Source organism: Cellulomonas iranensis NBRC 101100 = JCM 18110 (genome assembly GCF_001552375.1).
GTDB lineage: Bacteria > Actinomycetota > Actinomycetes > Actinomycetales > Cellulomonadaceae > Cellulomonas > Cellulomonas iranensis.
Map to the genome: position 1 here is coordinate 1 of NZ_BCRB01000006.1, position 14,963 is coordinate 14,963.

The window sequence follows — 14,963 nt, forward strand, 5'->3', positions numbered from 1 at the left end:
GCCGCGACCGCCGCGCGGGCACCGGGCCCCCCGCGGCCTCGCGCGGCGCGGACGTGCGGCCGTGCGCGAGCGCGACCTGCGCACCGGCGAGCACGTCCGGGTCGGGCACGAGGACGGGCTCGGCGTCCGCGCACGCGAAGGCGGCGTCGACGACGTCGCCCGCCGCGGCGTTCGTGCGCAGCAGGCGCTCGAGCGCGTCGCGCAGCCGCAGCGTGCCGTCGAGACCCGCGGCGAGGTGCGCGTCGAGGGGCGCCATGAGCCCCAGCAGCGTCGCGAGGAGCCGGTGCACGTCACCGGTCGGGCTGCCGTCGCCGCGCAGCGCGCCGCGCAGGTCGACCAGGACGGGCATGCCGCCCGGCCGCACGACCACCCGGTCGGCGCCGACCGCCCCGTGCGCGAGGCCGGCGGCGTGCAGCGCCCCGAGCGCCTGCGCGACCGGCACCGCGAGCGTCACGACCTCGCCGTCCGCGAGCGGCGGGCGCGCCGCCCGGACGGCGGCGACGGTCGGGCCGGGCACGTGCTCGCAGACCACCGCGACGCGACCCGGTGCGAGCGGCTCGACCGCGTGGACGCGCGCGAGGTGCGGGTGGTCGAGCGCCAGGAGCGCCGCGGCGCGCGTCGCGAGGGTCGCGTCCGCGGGTGCGTCGAGGACCTGGACCTCGAGCCAGCGCTCGTCCGCGTCGTCGAGGGGCCGCGCGACCCACCAGGACCCGTCGGTGCCGACCGGGGACGCGGGCCGTGCACCGAGCGCGTGCAGCAGCCGGAGGACGTCGTCAGGGGGCGGGACCGTGGGCACGGCCGTCATCCAACACGCGGTGCCCGGCGGCGCGTGCGCGTCGTCCACAGGCCCCGGCACGGCGGCGGGCGCGCCGCGGGTCAGCCCAGGAGCTGCGGCACCCCGGTCTCGGCGGCGACGCGCGCGGCGTCGAGCACGCGCGCGGTGGCCACGGCGTCGGCGGGGTCGACGGGCACGGGGCCGTCGGCGCGCAGCCACGCCTGGATCGCGCGGTACACGTCCTCGTGTCCGCCGGGCGCGCGAGGCACGGGGGTGCGCTCGGCGCCGCGCACCAGCCAGCCCTCGTGCGCCGGCTCGTCGGGGCCGCGCTGCGCGTCGAGCGCGTCGTCGAGCACGGCGAACGGCGTCGGCTCGCCCTCGAAGCTCGTCACGAGGTACGCCCCGCGCTCCCCCAGCACACGGGTGCGCGGCCCGGGCGCGCCGACGAGCCCGCCGGCCCACAGGTGGGACACGACGTGGTGGCCGTCGGCGTCCGCCGCGTGCTCGAGCGCGAGGAACACGTCGTCGAGCGCGGGCGTCGTCAGCGCGCGCAGCTCGGCGTGCACGCGGCGCACGGGGCCGAACAGCTGCACCGCCGAGTCGACGAGGTGCGCGCCGAGGTCGAGCAGCAGGCCGCCCGCGACCGCGTCCTGCTCCTTCCAGCGGTGCTGCGGCTCGGGGCGGTACCTCTCCCAGCGCCGTTCGAACCGGTGCACGCGACCGAGCTCGCCGGCGTCGAGCAGCGCGCGCAGCGTGAGCTGCTCGGGGTCCCAGCGACGGTTCTGGAACACCGTGAGCCGCCCGCCGCGCTCCTGCGCGAGCCGCACGAGCGCCGCGGCCTGCACGCGCGTGGTGGCCAGCGGCTTGTCGACCAGCACCGCGACGTCCGCGTCGAGCGCGGCGCGGACGTGCGCCGCGTGGTCGCCCGTCGGGCTCGCGACGACGACGAGGTCGAGCTCGTCGCGCAGCGCGAGGAGCGCCTCGACGTCGGGCACGACGTGCGCGCCGGGCCAGTCGGCCACGACCTGCTCGCCGCGGTTCCGCGTCACCACGGCCACGACGCGCTGGCCCGTCGCGCGCGCGAGGCGCGCGTGGATGCCGCGCCCCGCGCCGCCGTACCCGACCAGTCCGATGCGCAGCGGCTCCATGCCCGCCACTCTACGAGCGGCGCGCGGGATCCTCGTCCGCCGCGGTCCGTGCGGTCGCCGCGTGGACGCCGTGCTCGGGACGTCGTGCGAGCGCCGACGGCCACCAGGTGCGCGCCCCGAGGTCGTGCACGAGCCCCGGCACCAGCAGGCTGCGCACGACGAACGTGTCGAGCAGCACGCCGAACGCGACGATGAACGCGAGCTGCGCCATGAACAGCAGCGGGATCACCGACAGCGCCGCGAACGTCGTGGCGAGCACGAGGCCGGCGGACGTGATGACGCCGCCCGTGACCGCGAGGCCACGCACCACGCCGGCGCGGGTGCCGACCGCCGCGGACTCCTCCCGGACGCGCGTCATGAGGAAGATCGAGTAGTCGACGCCGAGCGCGACGAGGAACACGAACCCGTAGAGCGGGACGACGGGGTCCGCGTCGGGCAGGTCGAGCACGTGGTCGAACACGAGCGCCGAGACCCCGATCGCGGCCGCGAACGACAGCACGTTGGCCCCCATGAGCAGCAGCCCGGCGGCCACCGAGCGCAGCAGCAGCATGAGGATCAGCAGGATCACCGTGAGGACGACCGGGACGATGACCCGCAGGTCGCGCGCACCGGCGACCTGGGTGTCGAGCGTCTCGGCGGCGGGGCCGCCGACGAGCGCGTCGGGGGCGACCGTGACGACCGCGTCGCGCAGGTCGGCGACGGTGTCGACCGCCTCCTGGCTGTCGGACGGCGCCTCGGTCGCCACGTCGACGCGGACCCGGCCGTCGACGACGACGGGGTCGGCCGGGGCGGCACCGGGGCCGCCGGGGGCGGCGCCGGCGGGTGCGCCGGTCGAGCCCGTGTAGGGCGTGGCGGACGCGACGCCGTCGACGTCCTGCGCCGCGGCGACGACGGCGTCGAGCTCGTCCTGCGCGACGATCACGACCGCGGGCTGCACGGCTCCCGCGGGGAAGTGCTCGGCGAGCACCTCCTCGCCCGCGACCGAGTCGACGGGGGTGAGGAACACGTCGGTCTGGCTCGTGCCGGACGCGCGGAACGTCGGGACGAACGCGGCCGCGACCAGCAGCACGGCGGCGCTGACGAGCCACACGGGACGGGCGCGGCGCGCGACGAACCGCGCCCAGCGCGCCCACAGGCCGGTGCCCTCGGAGGGGTCGGCGGCGGCGGGCGGCACCGTGGCCGCGTGCTCGCCGTGCGTGGCGGCGGTGGTCGTCGCCGTGGCAGGCCGGGGCGCGCGGGGCCAGAACAGCGCGCGCGAACGACGACCGGCGACGAGGAGCATCGCGGGCAGGAACGTGAGCGCGGCGAGCAGCGCGGCGCCGATGCCGATCGCGGCCACGGGGCCGAGGCTGCGGTTGGACGCGAGGTCGGACAGCAGGAGGCACAGCAGCCCCGCCACGACGGTCCCCGCGCTGGCGGCGACGGGTTCGAGCGTCTGGCGCCACGCGACGCGCATCGCGTCCGCCGGGTGCTCGGCGTGCCGCAGCTCCTCGCGGTAGCGCGCGACGAGCAGGAGCGAGTAGTCGACGGCGGCGCCGACGACGAGGATCGACAGGATGCCCTGCGCCTGGCCGTTGAGGACGAGCACGCCCGCGTCGGCGAGCTCGTAGACCACCAGCCCGGCGAGCGCGAGCGCGAACACGGCCGTGAGGATGACGACGAACGGCAGGAACGGGGACCGGTAGACGACCACGAGGATGAGCAGGACCGCGCCGAGCGCGACGAGCAGGAGCAGGCCGTCGATGCCGGCGAACGCGGTGCCGAGGTCGGAGACGAAGCCGGCGGGTCCCGTGACCCACGCGTGCAGGCCGACGTCGCCGGCGGTGGTGGGGGTCGCGCCGAGGTCGTCCGCGAGCGCGGTCCGCAGGTCGCCGACGAGCAGGTTCGTGAGGGACTCGTCGTCGACGAGCTGCTCGGCGGCCTGTCCGTCGAGCGGGACGGGCACGAGGATCGCTGCGCCGTCCTGCGACGGCACCGGCACGACGGGTCCGGTGAGGTGGTCGGCCCACGTGCCGCCGTCGACGGGCAGGGCCGGGACCTGCTCGGCGAACCGCGCGACGGCCTGGAGCTGGGCGTCGGTGACGTCCGAGCCGTCCGCCGGGGCGAGCACGACGAGCGCAGGTAGGGTCTGCGTGTCGACGAAGTCGCGTGCGGCCTCGGCCGCGCGGGTGGACTGCGCCGACGACGGCAGGAACGCCGCCGCGTCGTTCGTCTGGACCTGGGAGAGGCGTCCTTGGGCCATGCCGCCCACGGAACCGAGACCGAGCCAGACGACGAGCACGACGGCGACGGCGACCGCGCGCGCCACGGGATTCCTCAGCATGCTGAGCATCATGACGCCGCGGCGACGCCTCGGCAACCTGGAGGACGAGTGAGCACGCAGCAGCCGCGGGGCCGGCCCGACCACTGGCCGGTCGGACGCCTGCTGTCGACGGCCGCGCGCCGCGTCGAGCGCGCGTGGGACGCGCACCTCGCGTCCTGGGACCTCAACCACGCGAGCCTGCCCGTGCTGGTGCACGTCTCCATGGGCGCTATGTCCCAGCGCGAGCTCGCCGACGCGTGCGGCGTGACCGAGCAGACCATGAGCCGCGTCGTGGCCCGGCTCGAGCGCACGGGGTACGTCACACGGCGCCGTCACGACGACGACCGACGCCGGCACGTCATCGCGATCACGCCCGACGGCGCCCGCGCGCTGGCCGCGTGCGCCGATCCGGGGCCCGCCCAGGAGAGCGTGCTCGGACACCTGGCGCCCGAGCGCCGAGCGCTGCTCGACGAGCTGCTGCGCGAGGTCGTGCGCCCCGAGGACCTCGACCCCGAGGGCGTCGCGGCCGCCGCCCGGCCGGGGACCGCCGACGAGGGCTTAGCCTGACGTGCATGCGCGTCGAACCGCTCGACCTCGGCACCCGCCTGCAGCCGTACGTGCCGACCTGGGACCTGCAGCGCGAGGTGCACGCGGCCGTCGCCGCGGGCGAGCGCGAGGACACCCTGCTGCTCGTCGAGCACGAGCCCGTGTACACCGCGGGCAAGCGCACGGCCCGCTCGGACCGCCCCGTCGACGGCACGCCCGTCGTCGACGTCGACCGCGGGGGTCGCATCACGTGGCACGGCCCCGGGCAGCTGGTCGGCTACCCGATCGTGCGGCTCGCCGAGCCCGTCGACGTGGTCGCGTACGTCCGCGCGCTCGAGGACGCGCTCATGCGCACGTGCGCCGACGTGGGCGTCGCGACCGTGCGCGTCGAGGGTCGCAGCGGCGTGTGGCTCCCGGCCGACCCCGCGGACGCCTCCCCCGCACCCCGCCGCGAGCGCAAGGTCGCCGCGATCGGCGTGCGCGTGGCCCGCGGCGTCACGATGCACGGGTTCGCGCTGAACTGCACGGCGTCGCTCGACTGGTACTCGCGCATCGTGCCGTGCGGGATCGACGACGCCGACGTCACGACCCTGAGCGCCGAGGCCGGGCGCGAGGTCACGATCGCCGAGGTCACGCCGCTCGTCGTCGCCCACCTGCGCGACGCGCTCGCGCCGCTGCTGGCCGCGGGCGCGGCGGTCGCCGCGGGTTGAGACGGCGGTTCCGACCCCGGGCCGCTACGCCTCCTGGCCCACGGTCCGCAGCTCGCGCGCGACGCCCTCCGCCCACGTGCGCACGACGTCGAGGTCCCGGAAGTCCCCCGCGTCCGCGCGCGTGAGCGCGACGAGCGCGCGCTCGGAGATGTTCAGGCCGTCGCGGTCCAGCCGGCCGGCGAACGTCGCGACGTCGCGCACCCCGACGGTCTCGGCGATCCGCGTGACGTCGTCCGGCACCGTCGCCGGCACCGGCGGGTCGCCGACGGGTCCCGACCAGAAGAGCCACACCGGGCGCTGCCGCAGCTGGCCGCCCTGCCGGTCCACGAGGTCGCGCAGGCCGAGCGCGAGCCGCCCGACGTACACCGCCGAGCCGAGCACGACCGCGTCGTACGGCTCGACGTGCTCGACCTCGTCCGGCTCGACCTCGTCGACGTCGTGCCCGGCCGACCTCAGGACCTCGGCGACCACGTCGCCCATCTCGCGCGTCGCGCCGTGCCGCGACGCGACCGTCACCAGGACGTGCACCGTGCCACCTCCTCGCCCGGTCGCTCGGCGACCACGGACCCCCCGCGGGTCGCGGACCGGTATCTGCCCAGCGTCCCTCCCGGTCGTCGCGCCCGCCCGGGACGGAGGTCCCCGTCACACCCGGACGACGGGCCGGGCGCCGACCGCGCGGGTTAGTCTGGCCGCGTGACGATCGCACCCGAGGGACGCCGCATGCTCCGGGTGGAGGCCCGCAACGCCGCCACGCCGATCGAGAAGAAGCCCGAGTGGATCCGCACGCGTGCGACCACCGGCCCCGAGTACAGCGAGCTCAAGGGCCTCGTGCGCCGCGAGGGCCTGCACACGGTCTGCGAGGAGGCGGGCTGCCCCAACATCTTCGAGTGCTGGGAGGACCGCGAGGCGACGTTCCTCATCGGCGGCGACCAGTGCACGCGCCGGTGCGACTTCTGCCAGATCGACACCGGCAAGCCGGCCGACTTCGACGCCGACGAGCCGCGGCGCGTCGCCGAGTCGGTGCAGGCCATGGGGCTGAAGTACTCGACCGTCACGGGCGTCGCGCGCGACGACCTGGCCGACGGCGGTGCGTGGCTCTACGCCGAGACCGTGCGGCAGATCCACGCGCTCAACCCGGGGACCGGCGTCGAGCTGCTGATCCCCGACTTCAACGCGGTGCCTGAGCTGCTCGACGTCGTCAACGAGTCGCGCCCCGAGGTGCTCGCGCACAACCTCGAGACCGTGCCGCGCATCTTCAAGCAGATCCGCCCCGGCTTCCGCTACGAGCGGTCGCTGTCGGTCATCACGCGCGCCCGCGAGGCCGGGCTCGTGACCAAGTCGAATCTCATCCTCGGCATGGGCGAGACGACGCAGGAGGCCGCGGACGCGCTGCGCGACCTGCACGAGGCCGGCTGCGACCTCGTCACCATCACGCAGTACCTGCGCCCCTCGGTGCGCCACCACCCCGTCGACCGCTGGGTGCGGCCCGAGGAGTTCGTCGAGCTGTCGGCCGAGGCCGAGCGCCTCGGCTTCCTCGGCGTCATGTCCGGGCCGCTCGTGCGCTCGTCGTACCGCGCCGGACGGCTCTGGGGCCAGGCGATGCGCCGCCGCGGGCTGCCGATCCCCGACGCGCTCGCGCACCTCGGCGAGCCGACGACGTCGCGCCAGGAGGCGTCGTCCCTGCTGGCCCGCGCGACCGTCGGCTGACCGGCCGCACCCCGGTAGACTCCTGACCCATGGCACGCGAGCGCTCCACGTCCCCCGACGCCCCCGCCAAGGGCGGCAAGGTCAAGAAGACCCGGTGGTACCACCAGGTCTGGCAGGCGTACCAGGTCACGCGGCAGACCGACCCGGCGGTGACGTGGATCATCCTCGCCGTCTTCGCCGGGGTGCTCGCGCTCGGCGTGCTCATCGGGGCCCTGACGGGCCACGTCGTGTACCTGCTGGTCATCAGCGTGCCGTTCGCGCTGCTGGGAGCGATGTTCGTGCTCGCGCGCCGCGCCGAGACCGCCGCCTACGCGCGGATCGACGGGCAGCCGGGCGCGTCGATGGCCGCGCTCAGCACGCTGCGTCGCGGCTGGACGTTCACGCAGGAGCCCGTCGCGGCCGACCCCCGCACGCAGGACCTCGTGTTCCGCGGCGTCGGACGCCCGGGCGTCGTGCTGATCGGCGAGGGCCCCGCGCACCGCATCGGCCGGCTGCTCGAGTCGGAGCGCAAGCGCACGGCGCGCGTCGTCTCGGGCGCGCCGATCCACCTGATCCAGGTCGGTGACGGCGAGGGCCAGGTGCCGCTGCGCAAGCTCCCCCGCACGGTCACGAAGCTCAAGGGCAACCTCACCAAGGCCGAGGTCGGCGAGGTGCTGCGCCGCGTGACGTCGCTCGGCGCGGTCAAGCTCCCGGTGCCCAAGGGCATCGACCCGATGCGTGCGCGCCCCGACCGCAAGGGCATGCGCGGCCGCTGACGTGCGAGGCGTCCGCCGTCAGCGACGGACGAGCACCGTGCCGGCGGCACGGTCGTGCAGGCCGCGCCCGTCGCCGTCCCAGACGACCGCGGGGATCACGAGGCACACGAGCAGCGTCCGCACGGCCGCGGCGACGATCCCGGGCGGGCCGTCGACGGGCGCCGGCGGCGTGCGCAGCGACGTCTGCGCGAGCCGGCGCACCTGCAGACCGAGCAGCCGGTGGCCGAGCGTGTGCCCGAGCGTGGCGACGAGCACGAGGTTCTCGACGGCGAACACCGCGAGCGTCGCGAGCTCGTGCCCGCGGAACAGGAAGAGCCCGTCGTCCCGCACCGGCAGCAGCACCGCGGAGACGGCGAGGCACGCGACCCAGTCGATCGCGAGCGCCACCAGGCGCCGGCCGGGCCGCGCCAACGAGCCGCTGCCCGACGCGGGGAGCCCGAGCCTGCTGCCGCGGTCCCCGTCGGAGCCGGGTCCGCCCTCGAGCCACGAGCCCACCGAGTCACGCGTCGCCATGCCACCAGCGTACGTGCGCCCTGCACGTCGCCCGCCCGGTGCACGGGACGCGAGATCGTTACACGGGGGCCCAGCGCGTAACCTGCCGGAAACAACGGGGCCACGGCGGGGAAACCCCCCGCTCCTAGCCTCGTCAGCGCCCGGGTCGACCGGGCACCACCGACCGAGGAGCAGCGGATGTTCACGAAGCCAGAGGAAGTCCTGGCGTTCATCAAGAGCGAGGACGTCAAGTTCGTCGACGTGCGGTTCTGCGACCTGCCGGGTGTGATGCAGCACTTCAACGTGCCGGCCGCCTCGCTCGACGCGGACTTCTTCACGGACGGCCAGATGTTCGACGGCTCGTCGATCCGCGGCTTCCAGGCCATCCACGAGTCCGACATGAAGCTCGTGCCCGACGTCACGACCGCGTACGTCGACCCCTTCCGCGTCGAGAAGACGCTGAACATCAACTTCCACATCGTCGACCCGTACACCGACGAGCCCTACAGCCGCGACCCCCGCCAGGTCGCCGCGAAGGCCGAGGCGTACCTCAAGTCGACCGGCATCGCGGACACCGCGTTCTTCGCGCCCGAGGCCGAGTTCTACATCTTCGACGACATCCGCTTCGAGACGAAGCAGAACGCGTCGTACTACTACATCGACTCGATCGAGGCCGCGTGGAACACGGGCCGCGAGGAGGAGGGTGGCAACCTGGGGCACAAGACGCCCTACAAGGGGGGCTACTTCCCCGTCCCGCCGGTCGACCACTTCGCCGACCTGCGCGACCAGATCTCGCTGCAGCTCGACGCCCTCGGCCTGCAGGTCGAGCGCGCGCACCACGAGGTCGGCACCGCCGGCCAGGCGGAGATCAACTACCGCTTCGACACGCTGTCCAAGTCGGCCGACAAGGTGCAGCTGTTCAAGTACGTCGTGAAGAACGTCGCTCACGAGAACGGCCGCACGGCGACCTTCATGCCGAAGCCGCTGTTCGGCGACAACGGCTCGGGCATGCACGTGCACCAGTCCCTGTGGAAGGACGGCGAGCCGCTGTTCTTCGACGAGAAGGGCTACGGCGGCCTGTCGGACATCGCCCGCTGGTACATCGGCGGCCTGCTCAAGCACGCGCCGTCGCTGCTCGCGTTCACCAACCCCACGGTGAACTCGTACCACCGCCTGGTGCCGGGCTTCGAGGCGCCGGTCAACCTGGTCTACTCGGCCCGCAACCGCTCGGCGTGCATCCGCATCCCCGTCACGGGCTCGAACCCCAAGGCCAAGCGCGTCGAGTTCCGCGTGCCGGACCCGTCGTCGAACCCGTACCTCGCATTCGCGGCCATGCTCATGGCCGGCCTGGACGGCATCCAGAACCGCATCGAGCCGCCGGAGCCGGTCGACAAGGACCTCTACGAGCTGCCCCCCGAGGAGCACGCGCTCATCCAGCAGGTCCCGGGCTCGCTCGCCGAGGTGCTCGACAACCTCGAGGCCGACCACGACTGGCTGACCGCCGGCAACGTGTTCACGCCGGACCTCATCCGCACGTGGATCGACTACAAGCGCTCGGCCGAGGTCGACCCGATCCGGCTGCGCCCGCACCCGCACGAGTTCGAGCTGTACTACGACGTCTGATCGTCAGGTGTCACGGCTGCTCCCGTGAGCGCCTGACCTGCAGGAAAGCACCCCCGTCGCCCTCGAGGCGACGGGGGTGCTCCGCTGTGCGCACCCGGTCCCGGTGGCGCTCAGTACCGGAAGTGCGACACCCGGGCGCGCAGGTCCTCCGACGTGCGGGCCATCTCGCCGATCGCGGCACCCATCTGGTTGAGGGTCTCCGACGACGAGCTCGCGGCCGTGGCGACGCCCGTGATGTTCGAGGCGATCTCCCCCGACCCCGCGGCCGCCTCGCCGACCGACCGCGACATCTCGGTGGTCGTGGCGGTCTGCTCCTCGACCGCCGACGCGATCGTCAGCTGGTAGTCGTTGATCGACGCGATGATCTCGGCGATCTCGCCGATCGCACCGACGGCGCCGGACGTGTCGGTCTGGATGGCCTCGACACGCCGCACGATGTCCTCGGTGGCCTTCGCGGTCTCCTGCGCGAGCTCCTTGACCTCGCCCGCCACGACCGCGAACCCCTTGCCCGCCTCGCCCGCGCGGGCCGCCTCGATGGTCGCGTTGAGCGCCAGCAGGTTCGTCTGCTCCGCGATCGACGTGATCACCTTGACGACGTTGCCGATCTCCTGCGACGACGTCCCCAGGCGCGAGACCTGCTCGTTGGTCGCCGCCGCGGCGTCGGTGGCCTGGCCCGCGACCTTGGCGGCCTGCGACGCGTTCTGCGCGATCTCGCGGATCGAGGCACCCATCTGCTCGGCGCCCGCCGCGACCGACTGCACGTTGCGCGACACCTGCTCGGCCGCGGCCGCCACGACGCCCGCCTGAGCCGACGTCTCGTCCGATCCCGCGACGACCTGGGTCGACGCGGCGGCGAGCTCCTCGGCCGCCGACGCGACGGTGTGCGCGGACTCCGCGACGCCGGACACGACCTCGCGCAGGCTCGTCTGCGCGAGGTCCAGCGAGCGCGCCATGTCACCGAGCTCGTCGGTGCTGCGCACGTGCGCCGTGTGCGTGAGGTCGCCGTCCGCCATGGCCTCGAGCGCCGTGCGCACCTCCCCGGCGTCCAGGGCGAGCCGCCGCGCGACCCGCAGACCGACCACCACGACGACGGTCAGGCCGAGCAGCAGCACGCCCACCACGGTCGCCAGCGTGCGGTTGACGTTGGCGCCCGACGCAGCGGCGTCCGCGTCGGCGGCCGCAGCGACGGCCGCGTTCTCGGCGGCGATCGCGTCCGCACCGATCGTCGTCTGCGGCAGGATCGCCGCCCGGTAGAACGCCGCGGCCCCCGCGACGTCCCCGCCGTCGGCCATCGGGAACAGCTCGTCCTTCGCGAGGCCGACCATCTCGGTCCAGGCGCCCTCGAACGCCGCGAACGCGTCGGCGTCGGCGGCCTGGTCCTCGTACGCCGCGAGCTGCTCGGCGATCGTCGCGACGTAGCCGTCGAGCTGGTCGCGCAGGTCGCCGCGGACCTGCTCGGAGGCCGCCGGGTACTCGACCATGCGGGCCCGTCCGGCCTGGAACGCGCGCGCGAGGTCGCTGACCTGGCTCAGCTGGGCGACGTTCGCGCTGGTCCGCTCGACGTCGGCGCGCAGCTGCGTCAGGCCCAGCGCGGCGGACACCACGACGACGACGCCGACGAGGCCCGCGGCCGCGAGCAGTCCGAGGACCTTCCCCGCGATGGACAGACGCCGACCGCGGCGACGGGTGTGCGGGGCGACGGAAGGGTACGACATGGGTCTCCTGACGGTGGGCCGCGACGGCGCGCGACAGCGACCGCACACGGAGGGGGTTCACCTCTCCATCGGTTGCCCCGGGCGAAGGGTGAGCGCTCGTGGGCCGCGACCTGCACGGACGCCGCCTCGCGTCGGGACCGGGACCGCGTCAGCCGTAGAAGACGCGCTCGACGACGGCCCGCGCGCGCCGCGCGCCGCGCAGGTACGTGTCCTCGAGCTCGGCGCCCGAGCCCGGGGGCATCCCCAGGACGCGGGACACGCCGGCGAGCGCGACCCGGTCGTGCGGCAGGACGTCGGCGTGCGCGCCCTCGGCGCGGCCCGTCCACAGCACGTTCGCGTCCCGGATGCGCGACGCGAGCTCCCACGCCTCGCGCAGCACGGTCGCGTCGTCGGCGTCGAGCAGCCCGGCCTCGGTGGCGGCGGCGAGCGCGTCGAGCGTCGACGTCGTGCGCAGCGCGGGCACGGCGTGCGCGTGCAGCAGCTGCAGGAGCTGCGCCGTCCACTCGACGTCGCTGATGCCGCCGCGGCCGAGCTTGAGGTGGCGGGTCGGGTCGAGGCCGCGCGGCAGCCGTTCGGCCTCGACGCGCGCCTTGATGCGACGCACCTCGCGGACCGCGGCGGGGTCGAGCCCGCCCTCGGGGTAGCGCAGCGGGTCGACGAGCGCGACGAACCGCTCCCCCAGCCCGGTGTCCCCGGCGACCGGTCGGGCCCGCAGCAGCGCCTGGCTCTCCCAGGTCGCGGACCAGCGCGCGTAGTACTCGGCGTACGCGTCGAACGAGCGCGCGAGCGGTCCGTTGCGTCCCTCGGGGCGCAGGTCCGCGTCCACGCTCAGCGTGGGCTCCGGCCCGACCGACCCCAGCAGCTGCCGCAGCTGCGACGCGACCGCGACCGCGAACTGCTGCGCGGCCTGCGGGTCGGCGCCCGGCACCGGGTCGTGCACGAACAGCACGTCGGCGTCGGACGAGTACCCCATCTCACGGCCGCCCATGCGCCCCATCGCGACGACGAGCAGACGCGTCGGGCTCGCGTCGACCCCCGCGGCGGCGCGCGCCTCCGCCTCGGCGACACGCAGCGTGCCCGCGAGGACGGCGTCGGCCGCGTTCGTGAGGCTGTGCGACGCGCGCACGCCCGTCGTGCCGCCGAGCACGTCGGCGACGGCGGTCCGGGCGAGCTCGCGACGGCGCAGCGCGCGCAACGCCGTCACGGCGGGCACCGGTTCGCTCGCCCGCCGCAGCACGGCGTCGGCCTCCGCGACGAGCCGCTCGGCGGACCGTGGCGCGAGCTCGGCGTCGTCGTCGAGCCACGTCACGGAGTTCGGCGAGCGCGACAGCGCGTCGGCCGCGTACCGCGAGGTCGACAGGACCTGCGCGAGACGCTGCCCCGCGGTGCCGGAGTCGCGCAGGAGCTTGAGGTACCAGTGCGTCGAGCCGAGCTGCTCGGACAGCCGCCGGAACGCGAGCAGACCGGCGTCGGGGTCGGCGCCCTCGGCGAACCAGCCGAGCATGACCGGCAGCAGCTGCCGCTGGATCGCCGCCCGCCGCGAGACGCCCTCCGAGAGCGCGGCGATGTGCCGGACCGCACCCGCCGGGTCGCGGTAGCCGATGGCCGCGAGGCGCGCGCGCTGCGCCTCGGGCGCCAGGCTCGCCTCCTCGGTCGACAGCCGCGCCGTCGCCGGCAGCAGGGGTCGGTAGAACAGCTCCTCGTGCAGGCGCCGCACCTCGCGGCGCGTCGTGCGCCACCGCTCCAGCAGCCCCTCGGGGCCCTCGATGCGCATCCGCATGGTCCGGGAGAGCCGCCGCAGGTCGGGCTCCGACGTCGGCACCAGGTGCGTGCGCTGCAGGCGGTGCAGCTGGATCCGGTGCTCCATCATGCGCATCCAGCGGTAGCAGACCGCGAGCTGAGCGGCGTGCTCACGCCCCACGTAGCCGCCGGCCGCGAGCGCCGCGAGCGCCGTGAGCGTCGACGGGCTGCGGATCGACTCGTCGGCGCGCCCGTGCACGAGCTGCAGCAGCTGCACCGTGAACTCGACGTCGCGCAGGCCCCCCGCACCGAGCTTGAGCTGCCGGTCCGCCTCCGCGCGCGGGATGTGCGCCTCGACGCGGCGCCGCATGGCCTGCGCGTCCTCGACGAAGTTGTCGCGCTGCACCGCCGCCCACACGAACGGGTTGACCGTGTCGACGTACGCGCGGCCCAGGTCGGCGTCCCCGGCGAGCGGCCGCGCCTTGAGCAGGGCCTGGAACTCCCACGTCCTGGCCCACCGCTCGTAGTACGCGCGGTGGCTCGCGAGCGTCCGCACGAGCGGGCCGTCCTTGCCCTCGGGGCGCAGCGCGGCGTCCACCGGCCACAGCGCGGGCTCGCCCGCGGGCGCCGAGCACGCGCGCGCGAGGCCCGCCGCGAGCCGCGCGCCGGCCACGAGCGCCTCGTCCTCGGGCGTGCCGTCGACCGGCTCGGCGACGTACACGACGTCGACGTCCGACACGTAGTTGAGCTCGCGCCCGCCGGCCTTGCCCATGCCGATGACCGCGAGCCGCACGCCGCACCCCTCGTCGTCGAGGTCGGCGCGCGCGAGCGCGAGCGCCGCCTCGAGGGCCGCGGCCGCGAGGTCCGCGAGCGCGGCCGCGACACCCGGCAGCCGGGTCAGGGGGTCCTCGGCGGTGAGGTCGGTCGCGGCGATGCGCAGCAGCCGCGTGCGGTAGGCGCGCCGCATCGCGTCGACGCCCGGCGTGCCGGCCAGCCCGGCGACGGGCACGTCCGCGGCGGGGTCGGCGTCCACGGCGCGCAGCAGCTCGGCGCGCACGTGGGCGGCGGCGACGCCCGTGCCCGGCGTCGGGTCGGCGACCGCGAGCAGGTTCACGGGGTGCGCCGCGAGCGCGTTCCCGAGCGCCGACGACGCACCCGTGACGGCCAGCAGGCGGGCGCGCGCGGGGCCGTCGTCGGCGAGCACGTCGTGCAGCAGCGCCGTGAGGCGGTCGTCGCGCTGGACCGCGCCCGCGAGCTTGGCGACCGCGAGCAGCGCCTCGTCGGGGTCCCCGACCTCCGCGAGCGCCGCGACCACGTGCTCGACGACCTCGGCGTCGACGGCCGCGAGCGCGGGGTCGCCCAGGAGCCGTTCGCCCCGGGGCACGTCGGCCACGCCGACGCGCGTCAGCCGCGTCGGGAGCGACGAGCCGCGGCCCGGCGTCGTGGCCAC

Annotated in this window: 11 protein-coding genes and 1 pseudogene; 5 read left to right on the plus strand and 7 right to left on the minus strand. The window is 75.4% G+C overall.

Annotation, left to right across the window (positions count from 1 at the left end; genetic code table 11):
- The 3 genes and pseudogenes from CS2_RS01690 to CS2_RS01700 form a co-directional block, all read right to left on the minus strand.
- Positions 1–796 (minus strand): annotated as a pseudogene (locus tag CS2_RS01690) (hypothetical protein); the annotation flags it as partial.
- Between the two features lie 80 nt (positions 797–876).
- Positions 877–1,923: a Gfo/Idh/MocA family protein gene (locus tag CS2_RS01695; RefSeq protein WP_070318686.1), complete on the minus strand. Its 1,047-nt coding sequence runs from the start codon at positions 1,921–1,923 to the stop codon at positions 877–879.
- A 10-nt stretch (positions 1,924–1,933) separates the two neighbouring features.
- Entirely contained in the window at positions 1,934–4,246 is a 2,313-nt protein-coding gene (locus CS2_RS01700; protein WP_233421031.1) for an MMPL family transporter, read from the minus strand.
- A gap of 48 nt (positions 4,247–4,294) precedes the next feature.
- On the opposite strand from CS2_RS01700, the gene CS2_RS01705 reads away from it, so the two are divergent.
- Both CS2_RS01705 and lipB read left to right on the plus strand, forming a co-directional pair.
- Positions 4,295–4,792 (plus strand): MarR family winged helix-turn-helix transcriptional regulator, encoded by a 498-nt coding sequence (locus tag CS2_RS01705; protein WP_156441946.1) that lies wholly within the window; start codon positions 4,295–4,297, stop codon positions 4,790–4,792.
- A 5-nt stretch (positions 4,793–4,797) separates the two neighbouring features.
- Positions 4,798–5,481, plus strand: coding sequence for a lipoyl(octanoyl) transferase LipB (gene lipB, locus CS2_RS01710; RefSeq protein ID WP_070318637.1), 684 nt, complete (start codon positions 4,798–4,800; stop codon positions 5,479–5,481).
- Positions 5,482–5,505: 24 nt separating this feature from the next.
- On the opposite strand, the gene CS2_RS01715 is transcribed toward lipB, so the two are convergent.
- A complete protein-coding gene (locus CS2_RS01715; RefSeq protein WP_070318638.1) occupies positions 5,506–6,009 on the minus strand; it encodes a flavodoxin domain-containing protein in 504 nt (167 codons plus the stop codon).
- 165 nt (positions 6,010–6,174) lie between these two features.
- On the opposite strand from CS2_RS01715, the gene lipA reads away from it, so the two are divergent.
- Positions 6,175–7,188 (plus strand): lipoyl synthase, encoded by a 1,014-nt coding sequence (gene lipA, locus CS2_RS01720; RefSeq protein ID WP_070318639.1) that lies wholly within the window; start codon positions 6,175–6,177, stop codon positions 7,186–7,188.
- Positions 7,189–7,217: 29 nt separating this feature from the next.
- Positions 7,218–7,943, plus strand: a complete 726-nt coding sequence (locus CS2_RS01725; protein ID WP_070318640.1) for a DUF4191 domain-containing protein — start codon at positions 7,218–7,220, stop codon at positions 7,941–7,943.
- 18 nt (positions 7,944–7,961) lie between these two features.
- On the opposite strand, the gene CS2_RS01730 is transcribed toward CS2_RS01725, so the two are convergent.
- Positions 7,962–8,456 carry an RDD family protein gene (locus CS2_RS01730; protein WP_046528593.1) on the minus strand — a complete coding sequence of 165 codons (495 nt, stop codon included), beginning with the start codon at positions 8,454–8,456 and terminating at the stop codon, positions 7,962–7,964.
- A gap of 177 nt (positions 8,457–8,633) precedes the next feature.
- Between CS2_RS01730 and glnA the strand changes: the two genes are divergently transcribed.
- Positions 8,634–10,058, plus strand: a complete 1,425-nt coding sequence (glnA, locus tag CS2_RS01735; RefSeq protein WP_046528594.1) for a type I glutamate--ammonia ligase — start codon at positions 8,634–8,636, stop codon at positions 10,056–10,058.
- Between the two features lie 110 nt (positions 10,059–10,168).
- Here glnA and CS2_RS01740 read toward each other — a convergent pair whose 3' ends face one another.
- Together CS2_RS01740 and CS2_RS01745 are read right to left on the minus strand one after the other, a co-directional pair.
- Positions 10,169–11,773 (minus strand): methyl-accepting chemotaxis protein, encoded by a 1,605-nt coding sequence (locus tag CS2_RS01740; protein ID WP_070318641.1) that lies wholly within the window; start codon positions 11,771–11,773, stop codon positions 10,169–10,171.
- Positions 11,774–11,921: 148 nt separating this feature from the next.
- Entirely contained in the window at positions 11,922–14,963 is a 3,042-nt protein-coding gene (locus CS2_RS01745; protein WP_070318642.1) for a bifunctional [glutamine synthetase] adenylyltransferase/[glutamine synthetase]-adenylyl-L-tyrosine phosphorylase, read from the minus strand.